Annotated in this window: 17 protein-coding genes and 1 tRNA gene; 14 read left to right on the forward strand and 4 right to left on the reverse strand. The window is 30.1% G+C overall.

What is annotated here, in order from left to right; translation table 11 throughout:
- Positions 1-60: 60 nt before the first annotated feature.
- Together ACTT9D_RS04265 and ACTT9D_RS04270 are read right to left on the reverse strand one after the other, a co-directional pair.
- Positions 61-480: a hypothetical protein gene (locus tag ACTT9D_RS04265; protein WP_440930582.1), complete on the reverse strand. Its 420-nt coding sequence runs from the start codon at positions 478-480 to the stop codon at positions 61-63.
- A 3-nt stretch (positions 481-483) separates the two neighbouring features.
- Positions 484-560: transfer RNA gene (locus ACTT9D_RS04270), tRNA-Arg, on the reverse strand.
- Positions 561-633: 73 nt separating this feature from the next.
- Here ACTT9D_RS04270 and ACTT9D_RS04275 point away from each other — a divergent pair.
- From ACTT9D_RS04275 to ACTT9D_RS04290, 4 genes are all read left to right on the forward strand, one after another.
- Positions 634-1,803, forward strand: a complete 1,170-nt coding sequence (locus tag ACTT9D_RS04275; RefSeq protein ID WP_440930583.1) for an acetyl-CoA C-acetyltransferase — start codon at positions 634-636, stop codon at positions 1,801-1,803.
- A 217-nt stretch (positions 1,804-2,020) separates the two neighbouring features.
- A complete protein-coding gene (aceE, locus tag ACTT9D_RS04280) occupies positions 2,021-5,077 on the forward strand; it encodes a pyruvate dehydrogenase (acetyl-transferring), homodimeric type (RefSeq protein ID WP_440930584.1) in 3,057 nt (1,018 codons plus the stop codon).
- The gene (locus ACTT9D_RS04285; protein ID WP_440930585.1) at positions 5,077-6,336 is read left to right on the forward strand and encodes a 2-oxo acid dehydrogenase subunit E2; all 1,260 of its coding nucleotides are present in this window, start codon (positions 5,077-5,079) and stop codon (positions 6,334-6,336) included. Before aceE ends, ACTT9D_RS04285 begins: the two co-directional genes overlap by 1 nt.
- A complete protein-coding gene (locus ACTT9D_RS04290) occupies positions 6,337-7,239 on the forward strand; it encodes a DMT family transporter (RefSeq protein ID WP_440930586.1) in 903 nt (300 codons plus the stop codon).
- On the opposite strand, the gene ACTT9D_RS04295 is transcribed toward ACTT9D_RS04290, so the two are convergent.
- Positions 7,207-7,971, reverse strand: a complete 765-nt coding sequence (locus tag ACTT9D_RS04295) for an undecaprenyl-diphosphate phosphatase (protein WP_440930587.1) — start codon at positions 7,969-7,971, stop codon at positions 7,207-7,209. The genes ACTT9D_RS04290 and ACTT9D_RS04295 overlap by 33 nt on opposite strands.
- Positions 7,972-8,154: 183 nt before the next feature.
- On the opposite strand from ACTT9D_RS04295, the gene ACTT9D_RS04300 reads away from it, so the two are divergent.
- Both ACTT9D_RS04300 and gltB read left to right on the forward strand, forming a co-directional pair.
- Positions 8,155-9,594 (forward strand): NAD(P)-dependent oxidoreductase, encoded by a 1,440-nt coding sequence (locus ACTT9D_RS04300; RefSeq protein WP_440930588.1) that lies wholly within the window; start codon positions 8,155-8,157, stop codon positions 9,592-9,594.
- Positions 9,594-14,099 carry a glutamate synthase large subunit gene (gltB, locus tag ACTT9D_RS04305; protein ID WP_440930589.1) on the forward strand — a complete coding sequence of 1,502 codons (4,506 nt, stop codon included), beginning with the start codon at positions 9,594-9,596 and terminating at the stop codon, positions 14,097-14,099. The genes ACTT9D_RS04300 and gltB overlap by 1 nt, the downstream gene beginning before the upstream one ends.
- Here gltB and ACTT9D_RS04310 read toward each other — a convergent pair.
- Entirely contained in the window at positions 14,096-14,839 is a 744-nt protein-coding gene (locus ACTT9D_RS04310; protein ID WP_440930590.1) for an alpha/beta hydrolase, read from the reverse strand. The genes gltB and ACTT9D_RS04310 overlap by 4 nt on opposite strands.
- Positions 14,840-14,871: 32 nt before the next feature.
- On the opposite strand from ACTT9D_RS04310, the gene ACTT9D_RS04315 reads away from it, so the two are divergent.
- Genes ACTT9D_RS04315 through lepA form a run of 8 tightly spaced genes read left to right on the forward strand, consistent with a single transcriptional unit; the run spans position 14,872 to position 24,452 of the window.
- Positions 14,872-16,038 carry a glycosyltransferase family 4 protein gene (locus ACTT9D_RS04315; RefSeq protein ID WP_440930591.1) on the forward strand — a complete coding sequence of 389 codons (1,167 nt, stop codon included), beginning with the start codon at positions 14,872-14,874 and terminating at the stop codon, positions 16,036-16,038.
- Positions 16,039-17,955: a threonine--tRNA ligase gene (gene thrS / locus ACTT9D_RS04320; RefSeq protein WP_440930592.1), complete on the forward strand. Its 1,917-nt coding sequence runs from the start codon at positions 16,039-16,041 to the stop codon at positions 17,953-17,955.
- Positions 17,956-18,501, forward strand: coding sequence for a translation initiation factor IF-3 (infC, locus tag ACTT9D_RS04325; RefSeq protein WP_440930593.1), 546 nt, complete (start codon positions 17,956-17,958; stop codon positions 18,499-18,501).
- Between the two features lie 56 nt (positions 18,502-18,557).
- On the forward strand, positions 18,558-18,764 hold the full coding sequence (gene rpmI / locus ACTT9D_RS04330; RefSeq protein ID WP_014953846.1) for a 50S ribosomal protein L35: 207 nt from the start codon (positions 18,558-18,560) through the stop codon (positions 18,762-18,764).
- 1 nt (position 18,765) lies between these two features.
- Positions 18,766-19,122 carry a 50S ribosomal protein L20 gene (gene rplT, locus ACTT9D_RS04335; protein ID WP_014953845.1) on the forward strand — a complete coding sequence of 119 codons (357 nt, stop codon included), beginning with the start codon at positions 18,766-18,768 and terminating at the stop codon, positions 19,120-19,122.
- 43 nt (positions 19,123-19,165) lie between these two features.
- Positions 19,166-20,233 carry a phenylalanine--tRNA ligase subunit alpha gene (pheS, locus tag ACTT9D_RS04340; RefSeq protein ID WP_440930594.1) on the forward strand — a complete coding sequence of 356 codons (1,068 nt, stop codon included), beginning with the start codon at positions 19,166-19,168 and terminating at the stop codon, positions 20,231-20,233.
- Positions 20,230-22,638, forward strand: a complete 2,409-nt coding sequence (gene pheT, locus ACTT9D_RS04345) for a phenylalanine--tRNA ligase subunit beta (RefSeq protein ID WP_440930595.1) — start codon at positions 20,230-20,232, stop codon at positions 22,636-22,638. Before pheS ends, pheT begins: the two co-directional genes overlap by 4 nt.
- Positions 22,639-22,643: 5 nt before the next feature.
- Positions 22,644-24,452, forward strand: coding sequence for a translation elongation factor 4 (lepA, locus tag ACTT9D_RS04350; RefSeq protein ID WP_440930596.1), 1,809 nt, complete (start codon positions 22,644-22,646; stop codon positions 24,450-24,452).
- The last annotated feature ends 202 nt before the right edge of the window (positions 24,453-24,654 follow it).

The raw sequence follows: 24,654 nt of genomic DNA on the forward strand, positions 1-24,654 counted from the left end.
GTAAATGGAAAATGACATAACAATAGTATTGAGAAAATAAGATATATTATATTTACCAACTCAATCATTTTTTCTTTCTAAAAAGTAACAATTTTCAAAATTTTTAATTACTTTATACTTTCCATCTATGTTGGTGTTAATTTTGATAGCAAGTATTGAGTTTTCTGTTGAATTTTTTTTATAATTTAAAACAATAATCTTATTTTTTTCATGTTTAGAATTAGAATTGTAAAAAAACCAATTACTACTTGGAGTGATTAATGTATTATAAACATTGATATTATTTTTTATATTGTATTGATTTACAATATCATCAATAAAACCGAATCCATTTTTATAACAATATCCATAATGATAACTCATTCTTTCTTTAAAACTATTTTTCGAAATGTAATAAACGTTGTAAAAAAAATCATTAATTACTAAAAAAATTAAAATTACACTTATTGTTAAAAGATTTATTTTTTTTAAATTCTTCATCTTTGGTGCGCCTGCTAGGAGTCGAACCCAGAACCTCCTGGTCCGTAGCCAAGCGCTCTATCCAATTGAGCTACAGGCGCATATTATCTTTAATTTAATTTTATATAAAGTAACTATAGTGTAATTTGGTACTAAAACTATTAGAAAAAACTTATGAAAAAAGTAGTTATTGCTAATGCAGTTAGAACACCAATTGGATCTTTTCAGGGATCATTGAAGAATTTTAGTGCAGACAAACTTGGCTCTGTGATAATAAAAGAATTGATAAGATTATCCAATTTATCTTTTAACGAAATTGATGAAGTAATTTTAGGTCAAGTTTTGACTGCTGGATCAGGGCAAAATCCAGCTAGACAAGCTTCAATTAATGCTGGGGTACCAATTTCTAAACCAGCTCATATTGTAAATCAAGTTTGTGGGTCAGGTTTAAGAGCAATTATTTCTGGATATCAATCAATTATCTTAGGTGACTCAAAAATTGTAATAGCTGGTGGTCAAGAAAATATGTCAAAAGCTCCTCATTCAATTTTTTATAGAGATAATGAAAAATTAATTGAAAAAAATTTAAAAGATACAATGATTAATGATGGCTTAATTGATGCTTTTCATGATTATCACATGGGCGTAACAGCTGAAAATATTGCTAAAAAGTTTAAAATATCTAGGGAAAGACAAGATGAATTTGCTTTAAATTCACAAATAAAAGCGAAATACGCAATTGAAAATAAACTATTTGAAAATGAAATAACAAAAATTTGTGATCAAAATAAAAAAACTATTTTAGAAAAAGATGAACACCCAAGATTAAACTTAAATTTAAATGATCTCAAAAAATTAAAAACAGTATTTGAGGAAAATGGAACGGTTACTCCTGGAAATTCTGCTGGTATTAACGATGGAGCTGCAGGAGTTATTCTAACTACTAATGAAATTGCAAGATATAAGAATTTAGAAACTTTAGGAAGTATAGTTGCTTGGAGCTCGATTGGTGTTGAACCATCATTAATGGGTTTAGGACCAATAGATGCAATTAAGTTGACATTAAAAAAAGCTAAATGGGACATCAACGATGTTGATTTGTTTGAAATCAATGAAGCATTTTCAGCACAAAGTATTGCTGTTATTGATGAGTTAAATTTAGATTATGAAAAAGTTAATGTTAATGGAGGTGCTATAGCTTTAGGGCATCCAATAGGTGCTTCAGGAGCAAGAATTACTGTTACTTTACTTCATGAAATGAAAAGAAGAAATGTTCAAAGAGGATGTGTCGCACTCTGTATTGGGGGAGGCATGGGTATAGCAATGTGTCTTGAAAGAATATAGCTGTAATCTATCTAAAAATTATAGTTTTATATTTTTTTTCTAATAAATTTTTTTGTATCCAAAATTTAGCGTCAAAAGTGTTATTATTTATCTTTCTTAATTTATTTATTAAGTTTTTAATCATAATCCTATTTTGAAGACAAAGATTGTCAGAAAATTGTACATATTGTGTTAAATTTAGACACAATTAAAAATTACAGTGTATATATTTTAAAAAATGACAGAGAAATTAATTGTTCCAGATATAGGTGATTTTGAAAATGTAGAGGTAATTGAATTACTTGTAAAAGAAGGAGACCAAATTAATGAAAATGATCCTGTTGTAACAATTGAGAGTGATAAATCCAGTGTTGAAATACCATCAACATTAACTGGAATAATTGAAAAAATTAATATTAAAGTTGGCGATAAAGTATCCAAGGGTGATGTCTTGTTAACTCTAAATTATCAAAACAAAAATACAAAAAAAAATGAAATTCCAAAAAATACAGAAAGTTTGATACAGGAAGCAGAAAAAGCAATTTCTAAAGAAAATAAAGTCTCAGAAAAAAGTCTAAATGATAATGTTGATCGAAGTAATTATGAAAATAAAAAATCTGAGATTATTCAAGTAATTAATGAGAGTGACAATGATCCTTTAGAAACACAAGATTGGATAGAATCACTTACTGCTGTGATACAAACACAAGGTAATCAGAGAGCTCACTATCTTATAAAAGAATTAATCAACAAAGCATATATGGAAGGTGCAAATATTCCATATACGCAAAACACCCCTTATATAAATACTATTCCAGTTAGTGAGGAAAAAAAATCAAACGGAGATCAAAATATTGAAAGAAAAATAAGATCTTTCATAAGATGGAATGCAGCTGCAATGGTTGTTCGTGCTAACAAGAAGTTTCCTGAACTAGGTGGTCACATAGGAACTTTTGCATCTGCAGCAACGCTTTATGATGTAGGAATGAATCATTTTTGGAGAGCAAAAAATGATAAATTTGGAGGAGATTTGGTTTACTTTCAAGGTCATAGCGCACCTGGTATGTATGCCAGAGCTTTTCTTGAAGGAAGATTGAATGAAAAACAATTAGACTCTTTTAGACAAGAGGTGAAACCTGGCGGATTATCTTCATACCCACATCCATGGTTAATGCCAAATTTTTGGCAGTTCCCTACTGTATCAATGGGTCTTGGTCCAATGATGGCAATCTACCAGGCAAGATTTATGAAGTATTTGATCAATCGAGGCTTAATCAAAGATGAAGGAAGAAAAGTTTGGGCTTTTTTAGGTGATGGAGAAATGGACGAACCTGAATCCCTTGGTGCTATTGGTTTAGCTTCCAGGGAAAATTTAGATAATTTAATTTTTGTAGTAAATTGTAACCTTCAAAGACTAGATGGACCCGTAAGAGGAAATGGAAAAATTATTCAAGAGCTTGAAGGTATTTTTAGAGGGGCTGGGTGGAACGTAATTAAAGTTATTTGGGGATCATATTGGGATCAACTATTAGCAAACGATAAATCTGGTCATCTTGTAAAAGCAATGAATGAAACCGTTGATGGTGAATATCAGGCAATGAAAGCAAGAGATGGTGCATATGTGAGAGAAAAATTTTTTGGCAAGTATCCTGAAACATTAGATCTTGTCTCAAGTATGTCAGATAAAGATATTTGGAGATTAAATAGAGGTGGTCACGATCCACACAAAGTTTATGCAGCTTACGATAAAGCGATGAAAAGTAATGGTAAGCCAACAGTTATTATTACAAAAACTATTAAGGGTTATGGAATGGGAAAATCAGGAGAAAGCGTAAATACAACACATCAGACTAAAAAATTAGATATAGATGATTTAATGTATTACAGAGATAGGTTTGATGTTCCTTTGACCGATGAACAAGTAAAAAATATTGAATATTATAAACCTAAAGAAAGTTCACCTGAAATAAAATACATAAAAGAAAGAAGAAAACTTTTAGGAGGATATATTCCAGAAAGAACAAGTTATGCAAAAATAATTAAGACACCTCCAAAAAATATTTTTGATAATATGAAAGTGTCAACAGGTGAAAAAGAAATGTCTACAACAATGGCCTTGGTTAGAATGTTGACAAGTTTATTGAGAGATAAAAATGTTGCTCCAAGATTAGTTCCAATCATTCCTGATGAGGCAAGAACTTTTGGAATGGAAGGTTTTTTTCAAAAAATTGGAATTTATGCGCATGAAGGCCAAAAATATGAACCAGAAGATTCTGCTCAACTAAGTTCTTACAGAGAGGATAAAAGTGGTCAGGTTTTAGAGGAAGGTATCAATGAGGCTGGTGCAATGTCATCTTGGATTGCAGCAGGCACTTCTTATACAAATCATGATATTGAAATGATTCCTATATATCTGTTTTACTCAATGTTTGGGTTTCAAAGAATTGGAGATCTAGCTTGGGCTGGCGCTGATAGTCAATCAAGAGGTTTTTTAATTGGCGCTACTGCTGGAAGAACAACATTAGCAGGTGAAGGTTTACAACACCAAGATGGGCACAGCCATTTAATGGCATCTACTATACCAAACTGTATTTCTTATGATCCTACGTATCATTATGAGTTAGCCATAATTTTCCGGGAAGGTTTAAGAAGAATGCATGAAAAAAAAGAAAATATTTTTTATTATATTACTACAATGAATGAAAATTACCCTCATCCAGCTATTCCTAAAAATAAAGAATGTGAAGAGGGAATATTGAAAGGCATGTATAAAATAAAAGAATTTAACAAACACAAGAAAACAAAAATTCAATTTTTAGGTTCAGGAACGATTTTGAGAGAAATGATTGCTGGAGCAGAAATTCTTCAAAAAGAATATCAAATAGATAGTGAAATCTGGAGCGTTACAAGTTTTAATGAATTGAGAAGAGATGGAATGGAAACTGAAAGATACAATCTGCTTAATCCTGATAAAAATCAAAAGATCTCTTATGTTGAAAAATGTCTTGGAAAGACTGAAGGACCTATTTTATCAGCATCTGATTATATGAGAGCAAATTCTGATCAAATAAGACCCTATGTAAATAAAAGCTTTTATTCATTAGGCACTGATGGTTTTGGAAGAAGTGATACCAGAAAAAATTTAAGAAATTTTTTTGAAGTAGATAAAGAGCATATAGTTGCATATGGTTTAAGTGTGCTTTCTAAAGAGCAACTTATTGCATCTAAATATGCAGCAGATGCGATAAAAAAATATAAAATAAACCCAGACAAAAAAATCCCAACAAAATTATAATGTCACAAATTGAAATAAAAGTTCCAAACATAGGAGATTTTAAAGATGTGGAGGTAATTGAAGTTTTAGTTAAAGTGGGTGATGAGGTTAAAAAAAATGATCCATTAATAACAATTGAAAGTGATAAATCTAGTGTTGAAATTCCTAGTACGGTAGATGGTAAAATTATTAAGCTTAACTTAAAAATTGGTGACAAAGTTTCAGAAGGAGACAATATTTTACAAATTGAAAAAAATACCAAATCTTATGAAAAACCATCAAAAAATATTGAAGTAAAAAAAGAGGAAAAAGGAAGTCAAAAACAAATCAAAGAAATACAACCAAGCTCAGTAGTAGAAATAAATGCAGAGAGGGTAATTGCTTTAGCATCACCAAAAACTCGAAAGTTTGCGAGAGAATTAGGTGTTAATATTAATTTAATTAAAGGTAGTCAACTAAAAGGAAGAGTAGATGAAACTGATATAAAGAATTTTATTTCATCAGGAAATAACAGTTTACATTATGAAGATAAAAAAGATAAGAAATTAGAATTAGAATTTCAACATGATGAGTTTGGGTCTATCGAAGTAAAAGATATTCCTCGTGTAAAAAAATTAGCATCTACTTACCTGTCAAACTCTTGGTCTAATATTCCTCATGTAACAAATCATGATGAAGCTGACATAACTGAACTAGAAAACTTTCGATCCTCATTGACCGACATTTACACTGGAGAAAAAAAAAAGATAACACCATTAGCATTTATTGTTAAAGCGCTTACTACATCATTAAAAAAATTTCCTAGTTTTAATTCTTCAATTGATGAGATTGAAAATGGAAAAATGACTTTAAAAAAATATTTTCACATAGGTATTGCTGTTGATACCAAACATGGTTTGATGGTACCTAAATTAAGAAATGCTAACAATAAAAGCATATCTAACATAGCTAAAGAGCTTAAAAATTTGAGTGAATTATGTAAAAATCTCAAAATTGATAAAAAAGAATTATTTGGTGGATCTATGACTATTACAAGTTTGGGAGGTATTGGTGGTTCATTTTTTACACCAATTATCAATTATCCAGAAGTTGCCATTCTAGGAATTGGTAAAGCAGAAAAAAAACAAAAATTTATAAATGGAAAGTTTGAAGTAAGAACAATTCTACCAATCTCTTTATCATACGATCACAGAATAATTGATGGTGCTGAAGCAGCAAGGTTCAATAATGATTTAAAAGAAAATCTTGGTAAAAATTTCGCATATAAGCTTGCGGTTTAAATGTCTAAATCAATATCTTTATTGAGTGCTTTATTGTGTACCTTTATTTGGGGGACAACATTTATTGCCCAAGACACTGGAATGGATAATATTGGTCCATTTACATTTAACGCTGTAAGATTTTTTGTAGGCTTTCTGGCAATTCTTCCATTGGTTTTTCTCTTTGAAACAAAAAAATATAGCTTTGAATTTAAGAAGGATAAAAAATTACTACTAAGACTAACTATTATAATTGGGTTTTCATTATTTTTTGGTTCAGCTTTGCAACAAGTCGCACTGTTATACACAGACGTTGCAAATGCGGCTTTCTTTACAATATTTTATGTTCCACTTGTTCCGATTATAGTTTTCCTATTCAGAAAGAAAAAAATTCATTGGAGTGTTTGGCCTTCAGTTTGTTTATGTTTAATTGGAGGATATCTGTTAACTAATTTTTTTGATGCAACTGTAAGACTTGGAGATAGTTTAGTAATTTTAGGAGCGCTATTTTGGAGTTTTCATATCATTTACACTGATATATTTATTAAAAAATTTAATTTACCTCTAACTTTAGGTGCTGCACAAACAATGATTGTAGCGTTGTTATCTTTTGTTGTAGGCTTAATATATGAAGAATTTATCTTAATAAATATATTTAAGGAAATATTACCAATTTTATACGCAGGCGTATTGTCTGGTGGTTTTGCATTTGTTTTGCAAATTTATGCACAAAAAAATATTTCTCCAGCACCTGCAGCAATTATATTTTCTTTAGAAGGAGTTTTTGCAACCATAGCTGCATGGATTATTTTGAGTCAAATTCTTGAAATAAATAATATTTTGGGCTGTATATTTATCCTGTGTGGAGTTTTAATTTCACAACTTGTTCCTTTAATAAACCAAAAAAAGCAGAACCAAACCTAAAGCAATTCTATAAACAACAAATATATTCATAGAAAATTTCTTTATAAATTTTAGAAAAAACTTCACTGTAATGAAAGAAAAAAAGAATGATAAGACTATAGCTAAGATAACTAGATAATTAAAATCAATACTTTGTTTTAGAATGTCATTAAAACTTAAAACACTAGCTCCACATAAAGCTGGTATTGATAATAAAAAAGATATTTTTGCAGAGTCAATTCTGTTATATTTTAAAAATCTTGCACCCGTAATAACTATACCCGCTCTACTAACACCGGGGATTAATGATAATATTTGAAACAAACCTATAATTAAAATCGATTTGATTGGTAATTCTTTATTCATTGATAATTCTAATTTATTTTTATCTGCAAAATATAGTAAAATTCCAAAAGAAATAGTTGTCCAAGCAATTATCTTAACGTCTCGTAAAAGTTCAATAAGACCTGTTATATAAACAATAAAACCAAATATGATCAAAGGTATTGAACCAAAAAAAATTAAAGAGATAAATTTTTTATTAGATTTTAAATTAAAAATATCAGTTTTATAAAAGAACAGTATTGCAAACAAAGAACCAAGGTGAAGACTAATATCAATTAGAAGAGAGCTAGATTTGAACTCATACAACGTTGAGACAATTATTAAATGTGAAGATGAACTAATCGGAAGGAATTCTGATACACCTTGAATTAGAGATAGAATAAAAATTTCTATTATATTTTCTAACATTTAAAATTTTCGTACCTTATAAAAATTTAATAACAACAATACAATTTAAGCATATTAGGTATGCAAAATTTAAATTTTCTTTATTTTTCAATAAAAAACGATTAATATAAGACAGTAATATTGACCTTTATTTTACTTTATATTGATTTTTCAAAGTATATGTTGCCCAATTCAAAGGTTTTTATGTCAGAAAAAATGCTAAAATTTGTAAAAATAGGTCAACAAACTCCACCTAAAAGAGATGTAAATAGTAGAAAAGATGATTTTAACGAGATCTACGATGAATTTATATCGGACAAAGCAAAATTACAGTCAAGCAGGTGTTCTCAATGTGGAGTGCCTTTTTGCCAAGTTCATTGTCCTCTAAGCAATAATATTCCTGATTGGTTAAAATTAACAGCTGAAGGAAGACTTCAAGAAGCTTACGAATTATCTCAAAGCACAAATAACATGCCAGAAGTGTGTGGAAGAATTTGCCCCCAGGATAGGTTATGTGAAGGTAACTGTGTAATTGAACAATCTGGTCATGGGACAGTTACCATTGGTTCAATGGAAAAATATATTACAGATAATGCTTGGGAACAAGGTTGGGTTAAACCAATTAAAGTCACAAACGAAAAAAAACAAAGTATAGGAATTATAGGTGCAGGACCTGCTGGGTTAGCAGCTGCTGAACAGTTAAGAAAAGATGGATACCAAATCACAGTGTATGATAGATATGATAGACCGGGTGGTTTATTGATTTACGGGATACCTAATTTTAAATTAGAAAAGTTTGTTGTAGAAAGAAGAACTAATCTTCTTAAAGAAAGTGGAATAAAATTTGAATTGAATTTTGAAGTTGGAAAAGATTTAACACTAGATCAATTAAGAAAAAAACACGATGCATTATTAATTGCAACTGGAGTTTACAAAGCTAGAGAAATAAATATTCCTGGTAGCGATTTAGATAATATTTTTCCAGCTATGGATTTTCTAACAGCATCAAATAAAAAAGGTTTAGGTGATCAAGTAGAAGCTTTTGATAAAGGAATATTAAATGCAGAAGGTAAAGATATTGTTGTTATAGGTGGAGGAGATACAGCAATGGATTGTGTCAGAACATCAATTAGGCAAAAGGCAAAATCAGTAAAATGTTTATATCGAAGGGATAAAGAAAATATGCCTGGATCAGCTAGAGAAGTAGCTAACGCAGAAGAAGAAGGTGTAGAATTTGTGTGGCTTTCATCACCTAAAGAATTCAAAGGTAAAAATAAAATTGAAAAAATTATAGTTGATCAAATAGAATTAGGTGAACCAGATGAGACAGGAAGAAGAAAACCAAAAATTAAAGATGGTTCTGATTATGAAATAAATGCAGATATGGTTATAAAGTCTTTAGGTTTTGATCCAGAAGATCTACCCAATTTATTTGGTAACCCTAACTTAAAAGTTACACAATGGGGAACTATTAAAGCTGACTTTGACACTTTAGAAACTAACTTAGATGGAGTTTTTGCAGCAGGTGATATTGTAAGGGGTGCATCACTAGTTGTTTGGGCAATTAAAGATGGAAGAGATGCTGCAGCATCAATAAAAAAATTTTTACAATCAAAACTAATTGAAAATAATAAAGTTGCTTAATGAAAAATTATTTCAAAAATAAAAAATTATTAAAAGATAACCACGTATACTCAGAAGAAATGGAACATGATGCTTGTGGTGTAGGAGTGATAGCTTCAACAGAGGGTAAGAAATCCAGATTAGTTGTAGAATATGGCATAGAGGCTTTAAAAGCAGTTTGGCACAGAGGTGCGGTTGATGCAGATGGAAAAACAGGAGATGGAGCCGGTATCCATGTAGAAATACCAAAAGATTTTTTTATAGAAAAAATTGAAGTAACAGGTCATCAGCATGACAATTCAGAAATCTGTGTCGGAATGATATTTTTACCAAGAAATGATTATGGTGCACAAGAGTCTTGCAAAACTATAGTTGAGAGTGAGCTAACGAAAAATGATTTCAGTATTTATGGATGGCGACAGGTACCAGTAAACCCAAGTGTTTTGGGTGAAAAAGCGCTTTTAACAATGCCAGAAATAATTCAAGTTTTATTTAAATCAAATAATGAAAGCTTAATAAATAAAGAGCTTGAACGAAAGATTTATGAAACAAGAAGAAAAATTGAAAATGAAGCTATTAAACAGTCATTAAGCAATTTTTATATTTGTTCATTAAGTTCTAAGTCAATTATTTATAAGGGCATGTTTTTAGCAGAAGGGATAGCTGATTTTTATTTAGACTTGAAAGACCCACGCTTTGTATCTAGATATGCAATTTTTCATCAAAGATTTTCGACTAATACGGCTCCTAGCTGGAATTTAGCACAACCTTTTAGAGCGATAGCTCACAACGGTGAGATTAATACTTTTAGGGGCAACAAAAATTGGATGAAAGTTCATGAGCAAGAAATGAATAGTCCTTTATTCGATAATGTGAACAATTTAAAACCAGTTATTCAGCAAGGAACTTCAGACTCTGCTGCATTGGATAACGTTTTTGAATTATTAAACATTTCAGGTCAACCAGCGCCTTTAGCTAAACTAATGTTAGTTCCAGATGCATGGTCTAAAAAAAATAAAACACTACCAAAAAACCATCAACAATTATTTAATTTTTTAAATAGCACAATGGAACCCTGGGATGGACCAGCCGCTATAGCTGGAACAGACAACGAATGGGTAATAGCAGCTAATGATAGAAACGGATTAAGGCCTCTTAGATATGCAATCACTAAAGATAAGCTTTTATTTGCAGGATCTGAAACTGGAATGATTGAATTAAATGAAAAAAGAATTGTTGAAAAGGGAAGATTAGGTCCTGGTGAAATTATTGGTGTTAGAATTGAAAAAGGCAAAGTATTTACTAATGAGCAGATTAAAGATTACTTAGCAAAGGAGTACAAACATTTTAATTCACAAATTGTAGACTTAGATGACAAATTATCAATTTCTAACGAAAAAAATTGTTTCAGTGGACAAGATTTAAGAAAAAGACAACATGCTTTTGGAATTACATTAGAAGATATAGAATTAATTCTTCATCCAATGGCTGAAGACGCAAAAGAAGCGACTGGCTCAATGGGTGACGATACACCTTTAGCTGTTCTTTCAGATAAGTACAGACCTCTTTACCACTTTTTTAGACAGAATTTTAGCCAAGTTACAAATCCACCGATTGACTCTTTAAGAGAGAATAAAGTAATGAGTCTTAAAACTAGGTTTGGAAATTTAGGGAATATTTTAGATTTTGATACTCTAACAAAAGAGAACATTTATGTATTAAACTCTCCAATTTTATCTAATTCACAGTTAGATAAGTTTATTAATTTTTTTGGTAAAAATTCAAAGATAATAAACTGCACTTTTTCAAAAGATGAAAATCTGACTAATGCAATAGATAGAATTCAAAAAGAAGCAGAAATTTCTGTCAGAAAAGGTGTAACTCAGCTTATTTTAAGTGATAAAGAAATTTCATCAGAAAAACTTCCAATCCCAATGTTGTTGTGTGTGGGAGCAATCAATAGTTTCTTAATTGAAAAAAAACTTAGAGGTTATGTTTCTATAAATGTTCAATCAGGTGAAGCTTTGGATACTCATTCCTTCGCAACGTTGATTGGAGTGGGAGCCACAACTGTAAATCCTTACTTAGCTTTTGATAGCTTATATCAAAGACACGAAAAAAAGCTTTTTGGACAATTCAGTTTTGATGAATGTGTCGAGAGATACATTAAATCAGTTAATGCTGGTCTACTAAAGATAATGTCTAAGATGGGGATTTCAGTATTAAGTTCATACAGAGGAGGATGTAATTTTGAAACTGTAGGCTTAAGTAGGACTATTGTATCTGATTATTTCCCAGGAGTTGTTTCAAAAATTTCAGGTATCGGATTAACAGGTATAGAGAAAAAAGTAAGACATATACACGAAGAAGCTTTTGAAAATTCTGATAATGTATTACCAATTGGTGGCATTTACAGATACAGAAAGAATGGTGAAACTCACCAGTATCAAGGTCGATTAATTCATTTACTTCAAAGTGCAGTTGGATCAAATTCTTATGATGCTTACAAAAAATATGCTGAGGGTATTTATAACTTACCTCCAATCAATTTAAGAGATCTAATAGATTTTAGAAAAAAGAAATTAGGTCCGAAAAAAGATATTTCTGAAGTAGAACCTATAGAGAATATTTTAAAAAGATTTGGTAGTGGAAGCATGTCTCATGGTGCTTTATCTAAAGAAGCTCATGAAACATTAGCAATGGGAATGAATAGAATCAAAGGAGCTTCATGCAGTGGAGAAGGTGGAGAAGATGCAAAAAGATTTAAAGTTTTAGATAATGGGGATAGCGCAAACTCAAGAGTTAAACAAATTGCTTCTGCAAGATTTGGAGTGACAGTAAATTATCTTAATAACTGTAACGAAATTGAAATTAAAATTGCACAAGGAGCAAAACCGGGAGAAGGTGGTCAATTACCAGGGTTTAAAGTAACCGAAGAAATTGCAAAACTACGTCACTCAACACCAGGTGTAACTTTAATCTCACCTCCACCTCATCACGATATTTATTCTATTGAGGATTTAGCTCAATTAATTTATGACTTAAAGCAAATTAATCCTAAAGCTAGAATCGGAGTAAAACTTGTAGCTTCATCAGGAGTTGGAACAATTGCTGCTGGTGTTGCAAAAGCTAAAGCAGATATTATTTTAATTTCCGGTCATAATGGTGGTACAGGGGCTACTCCACAAACAAGTGTAAAATATGTTGGTATTCCATGGGAAATGGGATTAACGGAGGCAAATCAGGTTTTAACTCTTAATAATTTAAGACATCAAGTAACTTTGAGGACAGACGGCGGTATTAAAACTGGAAGAGATGTTGTTATGGCTGCAATGATGGGAGCTGAGGAATATGGAGTTGCAACAACGGCATTGGTTGCTATGGGATGTATAATGGTAAGACAATGTCATTCTAATACATGTCCAGTTGGAGTATGTACACAAGATGAAAAATTAAGAGAAAAATTTACTGGAACACCTGATAAAATTGTAAATTTATTTACCTTTATCGCAACTGAAGTAAGAGAAATTTTAGCTGAATTAGGATTTAAGTCTTTAAATGAAATAATTGGAAGAACAGATCTCTTGATGCAAGTAAGTAAAGCATCTCCAAATTTAGATGACTTAGATCTTAATCCTTTGTTTGTGCAGGCAGATCCAGGTGAAAATAAAAGATACTGCGAAACTCAAGAAATAAATGAAGTACCAGACACACTAGATCAAGAAGTTTGGCCTATTATTGAAAAAAAATTAGATAACAAAGAAGACGTTGATCAATTGTTTACAATAAAAAACACAAATAGAGCGGTAGGAACAAGAATTTCACATCATTTATACAATAAGTTTGGTTACGAAAAACTAGAAGAGGAATTTTTGACTTTAAATTTTAAGGGTTCAGCTGGTCAATCATTCGGTGCTTTTTCATTAAAAGGACTGAAGTTAGTTTTAGAAGGTGATGCAAATGATTATGTTGGTAAAGGATTGTCTGGCGCAACAATTTCAATAAAGCTTCCAGAGGAAAGTAATTTAATATCAAATGAAAATACAATAATTGGAAACACAGTTCTATATGGTGCAACATCAGGTAAATTATTTGCTGCAGGCCAAGCTGGAGAAAGATTTGCTGTACGTAATTCTGGTGCTACCGCAGTAATTGAAGGGTGTGATTCAAATGGATGTGAATATATGACTGGAGGTACAGTTGTTATTCTAGGCTCTGTTGGTGATAATTTTGGAGCAGGTATGACTGGTGGAATGGCATTTATTTACGACATTGATAAACAATTTGAAAATAAAGCAAATCCAGAGAGTATTATTTGGCAAAACGTTGAAACAAATTATTGGCGAGAATATTTAAAAGATCTTTTACAAAAACATTCAAATGAAACTAATTCTAATTTGACAAAAAAAATCTTAGAGAACTTTGTCAGTGAACTAGATAATTTTGTTCAAGTTTGTCCAAAAGAAATGTTAGATAAGTTAGATAATCCTATAACTTTAAAACCTTCGACTAAAGCTGTTAGTTAGAGCATTTGCTCAATTTCTTTATTAATTATCTTTAAATTTTTTGGACTTGATAAGCTATGATCTCCATTTTTTATAACAATTAATTTTTTTTTGGCTTCACTAAATACTTTTAAAACCTTTCTAGAATAAGTTACAGGTACAGATTCATCTTTGCTACCATGCACCATTGTGACTTTAATTTTTGAATTTATTTTTTTATTTAGAACTTTATTTTTTTTTCCATCTTTAATTAATTGTAAAGTAATTGGATACTCATAACTTCCATGTTTGATATAGCTTATTTTCTTCTTTAATATTTCATTTTTTATTTTTCTTGGAAACTTTTTCCACATTAAATTTTCTAAAAATTCTGGTGCAGGGCCGACACCAACAAAACCTTTAATTTGATTTTTATAGTGTTTAAATTGATTTAAAGAAATCCAAGCGCCCATACTTGAACCAACTAGAATAAAATTATTATTTTTAACAATCTTTTTTATTAATAATTTTGTTTGATTTGACCATTTTGAAATATTGCCATCTATAAATTTACCACTTGATTTTCCATGCCCAGAATACTCTAAAGCTAAAAATCCAACTTTATTTTTTTTGGCAAGTTTTAAAAATGATAAAGGTTTTTTTCCCTCTAAATCAGACATAAAACCATGAAGAAAAACTATATAAGTTTTATTTTTAGAAATATTTTTTAAATATCTTATTTTTGTATTTTTTGATGTATTGTAAAAACTAAAATTAGTCATAATTGTTTGTATGATATAGCTCATATATTATAATGAGTAAAATGGCATCTGAATTTAATGTTTTACAAGTAATTCCTAAATTAGGTTATGGGGGAGCAGAAACTGGTTGCTATGACATTGCACATTACCTTCCGGAAAACAATTGTGGATCCTATATTGTAACCAGTGGTGGACCTTTATTGAAATTTATTGATAAAAAAAAAGTAAAAATAATTAGACTTCCTGTTCAGAGTAAAAACCCACTGTTGATTTTGATAAATGCAATAATTTTAATTTTTATAATATTGATATTTAGAATTTCAATTGTACACGCAAGAAGCAGAGCTCCCGCTTGGTCATGTTTGCTAGCTACAAAATTTACTGGTAGAAAGTACGTTACTACTTTTCATGGTACCTATAATTTTAAAAGTAATTTAAAAAAATTCTATAACTCTGTAATGTTAAGGTCAGATTTAATAATTGCAGGATCAAATTTCATATTTTCTCATATTCAAGAAAACTATTCAAAATATCTAAAGTTCAAAAATAAAATGTTAGTAATTTTTCGAGGTATAAATGTTGATTATTTTGACCCAACTACAAAACTTGAAAAAGAAGAAGATGAACTGTTAAAAACATGGGGTATAGAAAAAAAAAATAAAAAAATAATTTTATTGCCAGGAAGATTAACTTCTTGGAAGGGACAAGAACTATTTATAGAAGCAATAAATAAAGTTAATATAGAGCTTGGCTATGAAGCATTTCATGCAATTATCCTTGGCAGCGATCAAGGAAGAGAATTATATAAAAAAAAATTAATCAGATTATCTGAGCAACATAGATTGACAAATCAATTAAAATTTATTGATCATTGTAAAGATATGGCTTTGGCTTATAAAGTTTCAGATATTATTATATCATCATCAATTGAGCCTGAAGCCTTTGGTCGTGTTGCAGTAGAAGCGCAATCAATGGAAAAAATAATCATAGCAAGTAATATTGGTGGCTCTAGAGAGACTATTGAAGATGAAAAAACGGGCTTTCTATTTGAATCAAGAAACCCCTCATCATTGAGCAAAACGATTTTAAGAGTTTTGAATATTGATGAATCCACGTTGAAAACAATGGGTATTGAAGGTAGAAAAAACATCAAAAAAAAATTTAATGTTGAAAAAATGTGTTTTTCTACTTATTCAGAATATAAAAAATTATTAAATTAAATGCCTAATATCACCTTACCAGATGGAAACAGTTTAAGTTTTCCAAAAAAAGTAACAGGATTAGAAATAGCTGAAAAGATTAGTAAGTCTTTGGCTAAACAAGCGTTAATAATTAGCGTAGATGGTGAACAAAAAGATCTAGATTATATTATTGAGAAAGATTGTTCTGTTAAAATTTATACATCAAAAGATAAAGAAGGCTTAGAAACTATAAGACATGATACTGCACATATTGCAGCAATGGCAGTTCAAGAATTATTTCCAGGAACTCAAGTAACCATTGGTCCTGTAATTGATAATGGATTTTATTATGACTTTGCTAGGAAAGAACCTTTCACTGAAGAGGATCTAGAAAAAATAGAAAAAAAGATGAAAGAAATTGTAGATAGGGACGAGATTACAAAAAGAGAAGTTTGGGAAAGAAATAAAGCTGTAAAACATTTTAAGGAAAAAGGTGAAATTTATAAAGCTGAATTGATTGAGAGTATTCCCGAAGGTGAAGATGTATCAATTTATTTTCATGGAGAATGGCATGATCTTTGTAGAGGCCCTCATTTATCTTCCACAGGAAAAATTGGAAAATACTTTAAATTAATGAAAGTGTCAGGAGCTTACTGGAGAGGCGACTCTAATAATGAAATGCTTCAAAGAATTTATGGAACAAGTTGGTCTAATCAGAAAGATTTGGATAATTATTTAAAAAGATTAGAAGAAGCTGAAAAAAGAGATCACAGAAAACTTGGAAAAGAAATGGATTTATTTCATTTCAGAGAGGAAAGTCCAGGTTCTGTTTTCTGGCATGAAAAAGGTTGGGCTCTATTTCAAAAATTAATTAATTATATGAGGAATAGGCAAAACGAAGCTGGATATAAAGAAGTTAATACTCCTGAAATTTTAGACAGATTGTTATGGGAAAAATCAGGTCATTGGGAAAAATATGGAGAAAATATGTACACATCTGAAACTCCAGATGAAAAAGTTTTTGCAATAAAACCCATGAATTGTCCGGGCCATATACAAGTTTTTAATCAAGGTTTAAAAAGTTACAGAGATTTACCATTAAGGATAAGCGAGTTTGGAAAAGTTCATAGATATGAACCCTCTGGTGCACTACATGGTTTATTAAGGGTAAGAGCCTTCACCCAAGATGATGCACATATTTTTTGTTCAGAGGATCAGATAGCTAGTGAATGCTTAATCGTTACTAATTTGATTTTAGATATTTACAAAGAATTAGGTTTTGAAAATGTAATATTAAAATATGCAGATAGACCAGAGGTGAGAGTCGGCAGCGACGAAGTTTGGGATAAAGCTGAAGCATCTTTATTAGATGCGGTTAAGGCCTCAAAATTAGAATATAGTATTAATAAAGGCGAAGGTGCTTTTTACGGACCAAAGATTGAATTTGTTTTAAGGGATGCAATTGGAAGAGATTGGCAATGCGGTACACTTCAAGTTGATTTAAATTTACCTGAGAGATTAGGAGCTTCTTATGTTGATAAAGATGGTTCAAAAAAAATTCCAGTAATGCTTCACAGAGCTTTATTTGGATCGTTAGAAAGATTTATTGGAATTCTAATTGAACACTATGCTGGAAAATTTCCTTTTTGGATATCACCTTTACAAACAGTTGTAATACCAGTCTCAGATGAATTTAATGATTATGCAATAGATGTTTCTAATAAACTTAAACACTCTGGAATTACATCAATCACAGATACTAAAAATAATAATTTAAATTATAAAATAAGAGATCATTCGCTAGCTAAAGTACCTCTTTTACTAATTTGTGGTAAAAAAGAAGTTGACTCTAATTCAGTAACGATTAGAAGATTGGATTCTAACAAACAAGAAAATATGGAATTAAATTCTTTTATAAAAACATACTCTGCTTTAAATAAAGCATCTTCAAACTAAGTGGCAGATTTCAAACAAAATTATTTTCAAAGAAGAACCAAGGAAAGAGGACCAAGGTCAAATCATAGGATTATGTCACCTGAAGTTCAAGTTATTACTGGTGATGGAAACAATTTAGGTATACTGAATACAAGTGAGGCAGTTTCAATGGCTAAAAGCCAAGGACTAGACTTGATTGAAATTGCACCTAACTCAAATCCTCCAGTTTGCAAAATAATGGATATGGGTAAATTTAAATATGATGCTCAAAAAAAAGCAAATTTAGCAAAGAAAAAACAAAAAATAATCGCTTTAAAAGAAATTAAAATGAGACCTGTAACTGAAACACATGATTACGAATTTAAAGTTAAAAATGCAAAAAAATTTATAGCCAAGGGAGATAAGGTTAAATTTACTATAAGATTTAAGGGCAGAGAATTACAACACTCTCATTTAGGAAATGAATTAATGAATAAGATTAAAGAAGACATGAAAGACATAGGAAAAGTTGAATTAAACCCGAAGTTTGATGGGAAACAAATGATTATGGTCATTCAACCCATATAATTAAGCTTATATTATTGTTGTAAAAATTTATCATTCTTTGTATAACTCCGCCAATTATGCCAAAATTAAAGACTAAAAGCTCAGCTAAAAAAAGATTTAAAATTTCTGCTAAAGGCAAGGTTATTTCTGCACAAGCTGGAAAACGTCATGGCATGATTAAGAGAACAAATTCACAAATTAGGAAATTGCGGGGCACTACATCACTGTCAAAACAAGATGGTAAAATTGTTAAGTCGTACATGCCTTACAGCTTAAGAGGTTAAAATGGCAAGAGTTAAAAGAGGTGTAACAAGTAAAGCAAAACATAAAAAAGTTTTAAAAGCTGTCAAAGGTCAGTGGGGCAGAAGAAAAAATACTATTAGAGTTGCTAAACAAGCAATGGAAAAAGCGATGCAATACGCTTACAGAGATAGAAGAAATAAGAAAAGAGATTTTAAATCTCTATGGATACAAAGAATTAATGCTGGCGTTAGAGCTGAAGGATTAACTTACTCTAAATTTATAAATGGCCTTAATAAGTGTGGAATTACAATAGATAGAAAAATTCTTGCAGAAATTGCTTATGATAGTCCTGAGGCGTTTAAAACTATAGTTCATAAAGCACAATCAGCTTTAAATTAATCTTCTCTATTGTTTTTATTTCTTAAGGAAATAATCTAACATTATGTCAGACTTAAAAAATATTCATGAAGAATATACATCTAAGCTAAATGAAAATTTAAGCTCAGATCAGATTAACCAAATAAAATCAGATTTGTTTGGAAAAAATGGACTTATTTCATCTCAATTTAAAATTTTAGGCTCACTTGATGAGAATAAAAGAAAGCAATTTGCATCTGAACTGAACAAAATTAAAGATGAATTACAAAACACTATTTCAGAAAAACTTAAAGAGTTAGAATTAAAAAAAATCAATGAAAAATTAGAAAATGAAAAAGTAGATATTACTTTACCAGAAAGACCTATTGTAAGAGGAAAAATTCATCCTGTATCACAGACAATAGATGAAATTTCATCTATATTTTCAGAAATTGGTTTTAGTGTGGAAGAAGGACCTGATATTGAAAATCAATATAATAATTTTACAGCATTAAATACTCCCGATTATCATCCAGCAAGAGATATGCATGACACATTTTATCTTGATGAACAAAAAGAAATATTATTAAGAACGCACACTTCACCAGTGCAAATAAGAACTATGCTTAAAGACAAACCGCCATTTAAAATCATTGCACCTGGAAGAACGTATAGATCAGATAGTGATCAAACACATGCACCAATGTTTCATCAAGTAGAAGGATTACACATAGATAAAGACATCAATATGGGTCACTTAAAAGGATGTCTAAATTATTTTATTAAAGAGTTTTTTGAAGTTGATAAAATTAAGATGAGGTTTAGACCAAGCCATTTTCCTTTCACAGAACCATCTGCTGAAGTAGATATTGGTTATGAAATTAAGGATGGCAAAATAGTTATCGGAGAAGGAGATCAATGGTTAGAAATTTTGGGTTGTGGGATGGTTCATCCAAATGTTCTAAGAAATGTAAAAGTTGATCCAGATAAATTCCAAGGTTACGCTTTTGGAATTGGAATTGACAGACTTGCAATGCTTAAATATGGAATAAATGACTTAAGAGCATTCTTTGAATGTGATTACAGGTGGTTAAACCATTTTGGTTTTGATCCATTAGATGTTCCAACCAATTATAGAGGATTAAGTCGATGAAAATAACTTATGATTGGTTAAAGGATCATTTAAAAACAAATCAAACTGAGGGAAAGTTATTAGAACAACTAACCAATGTAGGTTTGGAGGTAGAAGGTGTTGAGAGCTTATCTGAAGGACAAGATTTATTTAAAGTTGCAAAAATACTAAAAACAGAAAAACACCCTGATGCTGATAGACTAAAAGTGTGTGATGTAGATGTTGGAGACAAAGAAATTAAAAAAGTTGTTTGTGGAGCTCCAAACGCAAGAGAAGGTTTATTGACAATATATGCACCTCCAGGGGCAGTTATACCTAAAAGTGGATTAAAATTAGTGGTTGCTAAAATAAGAGGAGTTATTTCCTATGGTATGCTTTGTTCAGAATCAGAATTAAAATTATCTGATGAAAGTGAAGGGATTACAGAATTACCATCATCAAAATATTCAAAGAAAGTTGGAAAAAATTATTTTGAAAAACCAAGCTCAAATTTAATTGATTTGTCTATCACACCCAATAGACCAGATTGTTTAGGTGTAAGAGGTATTGCTAGAGATCTTGCAGCATCAGGTTTTGGAAAGTTTAAAGAAATAAAATTAAAAAATATAAAATCTACGAGTAAACGAAAAATTAAAATCACATTAAAAAAAGAGAAAAATCAAGCCTGTTCAGTTTTTGGAAGCTGTTTAATAACAAATGTAAAAAATACTGAAAGTCCGGAATGGTTAAAACAAAAATTAATTTCAATTGGACAAAAACCGATATCAGCAATCGTAGATATTACAAACTACATGATGTTTGATAATAATAGACCACTTCATGTTTTTGATGCTGATAAAATTGAAAAAGAACTAATAGTCAGAAATTCAAAAAAAGGTGAAAAGTTTGATGCTTTAGACAATAAAATTTATAATTTAGATGAAAACATGTGTGTTATTAGTGATAGCAAAGGTCCATTAGCACTAGGTGGTATTATGGGTGGAATAAGATCTGGAACACAGATGGATACAAAAAATGTTTTAATTGAGTCTGCTTATTTTGATCCAACAGTCACAAGAAAAACTGCAAAAAAATTAAATATAGACTCTGATGCTAAGTTTCGATTTGAAAGAGGAATTGATCCATTATCAATAGAAGAAGGATTGATTAGATCTGCAAATCTTATTCAAGAAATTTGTGGTGGTGAGATTGGCAAAGTAGAAATAAAAAAAAATCAAAGCTTTAAAACTACCGAAATTAATTTTGATCAAAAAATATTTGAGAAAATTATGGGACTGAAAATATCCAGTTCTGAAGTAACAAATATTTTGAAAGATCTTGGGTTTAAAATTAAAAAAAATAAAAAATTATTAAAGCTTCAAGTACCATCATGGCGACCAGATATTTTACAGCCAATAGATGTTGTTGAAGAATTAGCAAGAATTAAAGGTTACGATAAAATAAAAACAATTGAGCCTGAAAAAGTTAGATTAAAACGAACACTAAATAAAACTCAAAAGTTATTTCACTTTCTTCAAAGAGCTGTGGCATCAAAAGGATATTATGAAGTTGTTACATGGTCTTTTACCGACGCTAAATTTAATAATTTATTCAAAGGTGAAAATGGAGAAATCAAAATTGTAAACCCCATTAGTTCAGATTTAGGTGTCTTGAGAAATTCTATCTATTCTAATTTAACAATGTATCTAAATAAGAACATAGACAGAGGTTATAAAGATATTTCTTTATTTGAAATAGGACCGGTATTTACAGGAAAAAATCCAGGTGATCAGATCACTGTAGTTTGTGGAGTTAGTACAGGAAAAAAATCTAGATTATCTTGGATAGAAAAAGAGAGAGATATTGACGTTTTTGATATCAAAAGAGACGTTATACAGACCTTATCTGAGGCAGGTTATAATCCAGAAAAGTTTGCCATAGATAACAAGACTCCCAATTATTATCATCCAGGTAAATCTGGAAGACTATTTTTAAATACTGGTAAAGAAAATGTAGCAGCGTACTTTGGAGAACTACATCCAAGTATTATTAAAAGTATCGATATGAAAACCAATGTTTTGGTTGGTTTTGAGATTTTTTTAGAAAATCTAAAACAACCGAAAAAGACATTAAATGATCAAAAATCAAAATATTCTGTCTCTGATTTTCAGAAATCAGAAAGAGATTTTGCATTTATTCTTGATAAAAAAGTTGATGCTCAAGACTTAATTAAAATAATTTCTAATGTAGATAAAAAATTAATCCAAAGAGTAAGAATTTTTGATCTCTACGAAGGCGATAACATTCCACAAGATAAAAAATCTATAGCACTAAATGTTACAATTCAGTCAGATGAAAAAACTTTAAAAGATAAAGATCTTGAGGATTTAAATAATTTAATCATTAAATCTGTTGAAGAAAAAACTGGTGCTAAAATAAGATCCTAATTTAAATGAGCACAATCAATCATATAAGAAATTTCGCAATAATTGCACATATAGATCACGGAAAATCAACTATTGCAGATAGAATAATTCATCTCTGTGGAGGATTAACAGAAAGAGAGATGAAAGCACAAGTTTTAGACTCAATGGATATAGAAAGAGAAAGAGGGATTACAATCAAAGCTCAAACTGTAAAATTAAATTATAAAGCAAAAAATGGAAAAAATTATATCTTGAATATTATTGATACCCCAGGCCATGTTGATTTTAGTTATGAAGTAAGCAGATCACTTTATGCATGTGAGGGATCAATTCTAATTGTTGATAGTACCCAGGGTGTAGAAGCGCAAACATTAGCTAATGTATATCAAGCACTAGATATAGATCATGAAATTATTCCAGTTTTGAATAAAATTGATTTGCCTGCATCAGACTTAGATCGATCAAAAAAACAAATTGAAGATGTGATTGGTATCGAAACAGACGATGCAGTTCCTTGTTCAGGCAAAACAGGTGAAGGTGTAGAGTTAATTTTAGAACAAATAGTAAATAAATTGCCCAGTCCAAAAGGTGATCTTAACGAAGATCTTAAATGTCTACTAGTTGATAGTTGGTACGATACATATTTGGGAGTAGTAATTCTTATAAGAGTAATCAATGGAAGAATAAAAAAAAACATGAAGATTAAAATGGTTTCAACAAATAGAGAGTATATAGTTGAAAAAGTTGGAGTATTTACACCAAAGCCAAAAGATTTAGATGAGCTCCAAGCGGGAGAAATAGGTTTTATAATTACAGGTATAAAAGTTTTATCTGAAACTAAAGTAGGAGATACAATATGTGATTCTTCAAAACCTGATGTTGAGCCTTTACCAGGATTTAAACCAAGTAAACCCGTAGTATTTTGTGGACTATTTCCTGTGGACAGTTCTGAATATCAAAAATTGAAAGATGGTTTGGCTAAGTTGCAGTTAAACGATGCCAGTTTCTCATTTGAAGCTGAGTCATCATCTGCATTAGGCTTAGGTTTTAGATGTGGTTTTTTAGGATTATTACATTTAGAGATAATAACAGAAAGATTGGAAAGAGAATTTGACGTAAATTTATTAACCACTACCCCTGGAGTTGTTTATAAAGTTTACCTAAATAATGGAGATATTATTGACTTACAAAATCCATCAAGTTTACCTGATCCAACACTTATAAAATCAATAGAAGAACCCTGGATAAAAGCCACAGTAATTACACCGGATGAATATTTAGGCTCAATAATTAAGCTTTGCCAAGATAAAAGAGGAATTCAAACTAATCTAAGTTATTCAGGAAATAGAGCGGTGTTATCGTACGAACTTCCTTTAAATGAAGTCGTTTTTGACTTTAATGACAGAATTAAATCAATGACAAGTGGTTATGCTAGTTTTGATTATGAAATTATGGAACACAGAGAAGGTGATCTTGTAAAATTAGGTATTTTGGTAAATGGAGAGCCGGTAGATGCTTTAGCAATGATGATCCATAAAGATTTTGCTCAAAGAACTGGAAGAGAAGTTTGTGAAAAACTTAAAGATTTAATTCCGAGACACAATTTTATGATACCTGTTCAGGCTGCAATTGGAGGTAAAATTATTGCTAGGGAGACAATTAAGGGTTTTAAAAAAGATGTCCTTACCAAGATTCATGGTGGTGGTGCAACAGATAGAAAAAGAAAATTGTTAGAAAAACAAAAAAAGGGTAAAGCTAGATCAAAACAATTTGGAAGAGTTGAAATACCTCAAGAGGCATTTATTGGAGTCTTAAAAATAAATAAAGAAAAATAAAAAATTATTTTTTTTTTAATTTATGCATTACTTTCAAAATATTCTCAGTATTTATTAAATTATTTTTAAAACTAGAGTCGTGTGGGTTTTATAATTTTTTATAAAATAAATTTAATTTTTTTTAGTTTTTTTTTTTTAAAAATTTTTTTTTTTTTGTTATTATATAAAAAAAAACCATTTTGTTTTTTTTCTTTGAAAAAAT

The sequence above is a fragment of the Candidatus Pelagibacter sp. genome (assembly GCF_052049815.1).
GTDB lineage: Bacteria > Pseudomonadota > Alphaproteobacteria > Pelagibacterales > Pelagibacteraceae > Pelagibacter.